The following is a 1,629-nucleotide window of genomic DNA, read 5'->3' as shown; positions in this document are numbered from 1 at the left end:
CTACCTGCTTCGCCCAAGCCGGGCGCGAAGGGTGGGAGCGTGCCTTCGGGGATCGAACAAATCCGGAGTGAACGTTGATCGCTCAATTCACCGTAGCGGGCGACGGACTTGCCTACGACATCTGCATTGTCGGAGGTGGCACTGTCGGCCTGGCCATTGCCGCGGCGCTCGAAAATGCAAAGCTACGCGTCTGCGTTCTGGAAGCGGGCGGCAGGTGGCAGACCAAGAGATCGCAGGAGCTCTACCACGGCATTGTCGCAGATCCCCTCGTCCACCCGCCTGTCCAGAATTTCCGGATACGAGCGCTGGGAGGATCGAGCCGAGCATGGGGTGGCCGCTGCGTGCCGTTCGATAGCATCGACTTCCAGAAGCGGGAATGGGTGTGCAATTCGGGCTGGCCGATCACCTATGCAACCCTGCTGCCCTACTACCGTCGGGCGCACGAGGTGATCGAGGTCGGGTCTTACGACTACGATCCAACAAGCGCGTTGCCTGGTTCTCGCGTTGAACTATTCGAGGGCGTCGACGGCGATTTGTTCAGGACCCGCCTGGAGCGGTTTAGTCGACCAACCAACGTGTGGAAACGGCTTTCCGGGTTGCTGCGGACTTCGCGTCATATCCACATCTGGTTAAACGCTGCGGCGACGGGAATTCGCCTGGCGCCGAACGGGCGTTGCGTCCACCACATCGACTGTGTTGACTTGAAGGGCACAAAGCGTGAGGTCACGGCTTGCCATTACATTGTAGCCGCCGGCGGCTTTGAGACCACCCGATTGCTACTTGCCTCGAATGATGTGATGCCAGCTGGTATCGGCAACGCCCGAGATCAGCTCGGTCGTTTCTATATGGCCCATCTGGGAGGCACAGTCGGAGCACTAAAGTTGCCGAACGCCCAGCAGGCGGTTGCTTTTGGCTACGAGCGGGACGCGGCCGGCATCTACTGCCGAAGGCGGCTGTCGCTCACGGAGCGAGCGCAGCGGGAGCATTGCTTGCTCAACCAGATCTTCCGCACCCATCTCCCAGATCCAGCCGATCCCAGCCACAACGACCCGATCCTCTCGGCGATGTATCTCGTGAAAAGGACATTTCTCCCGAAACACCTCAGAGGTCGGCTGCAACATTCAATGACGCTGGACGAAAAGCTCGCGCACGTTCAGAACGTCGTATCCTCGCCAGTGCGCCTCGGGCGCTTCGGTTTGCGCTGGATGGCGAACAGAACTTTCGCACGGCGAAAGCTGCCCTCCATCGTATTGGGGCCGCGCGCCAATGTGGTCAATCTTGAGTTTCATTCGGAACAGGAGCCGAACCCCGCAAGCAGACTGACGTTGGTGAGCGAACGCGACCGATTGGGTATGCCGAAGCTGCGCGTCGATTGGAAAACCACGAGCAACGATCTCCAAAGCATCGCGCGCGCCTATCGACTGCTCGGTTGGAAGCTGGAGAAGATCGGAGCTACCATTTCAGGATTTGAACCTGGCCATGTGATCGAAATGGCAGGCAAATCAGGCGCCATGGACGGTCATCACCTCGGTACCACGCGAATGTCTGCGAGCCCGACCGACGGGGTTGTTGACGCTGAATGCCGAGTTCATGGACTGATGAACCTGCACATCGCGGGCGGCTCGGTTC

Annotated in this window: 1 protein-coding gene; it reads left to right on the top strand. The window is 59.8% G+C overall.

Annotation, left to right across the window (positions count from 1 at the left end):
• Positions 1 to 74: 74 nt before the first annotated feature.
• The coding region (locus EN932_RS35685; RefSeq protein WP_164890836.1) for an FAD-dependent oxidoreductase at positions 75 to 1,629 on the top strand (1,555 nt) is incomplete at its 3' end.

The organism is Mesorhizobium sp. M7A.F.Ca.US.002.01.1.1, from assembly GCF_004022955.1.
Lineage (GTDB): Bacteria > Pseudomonadota > Alphaproteobacteria > Rhizobiales > Rhizobiaceae > Mesorhizobium > Mesorhizobium ciceri.
The sequence above is the reverse complement of the archived record's forward strand: the minus strand, read 5'-3'. Positions and strand labels throughout refer to the sequence as shown.